Origin of the sequence: Enterobacter sp. BIDMC 29, assembly GCF_019378755.1 — a bacterium.
Lineage (GTDB): Bacteria > Pseudomonadota > Gammaproteobacteria > Enterobacterales > Enterobacteriaceae > Enterobacter > Enterobacter ludwigii.
On the sequence record NZ_CP080000.1, the window covers coordinates 4,294,255 to 4,294,534 of the forward strand.

The following is a 280-nucleotide window of genomic DNA, read 5'->3' on the forward strand; positions in this document are numbered from 1 at the left end:
TGATGTACGTCGGTATGTACCAGAATATCGATCGTGACAACAACAATGGTACCGAGTGGTGGACTGTCGGCGTTCGTCCAATGTTCAAATGGACGCCAATCATGAGCACCCTGCTTGAAGTGGGCTACGACAACGTTAAGTCTCAGAAAACTGACGAGAAAAACAGCCAATACAAAATCACCCTGGCACAGCAATGGCAGGCAGGCGACAGCATCTGGTCTCGCCCGGCTATCCGTGTCTTCGCAACCTACGCGAAGTGGGATGAGAAATGGGGCTATGA

The 280-nt window shown here is 51.1% G+C and carries 1 protein-coding gene; it reads left to right on the forward strand.

The window, feature by feature from the left end; translation table 11 throughout:
* On the forward strand, positions 1-280 hold a 280-nt coding region (locus tag JTA15_RS19040), incomplete at both ends, for a carbohydrate porin (RefSeq protein ID WP_219373268.1).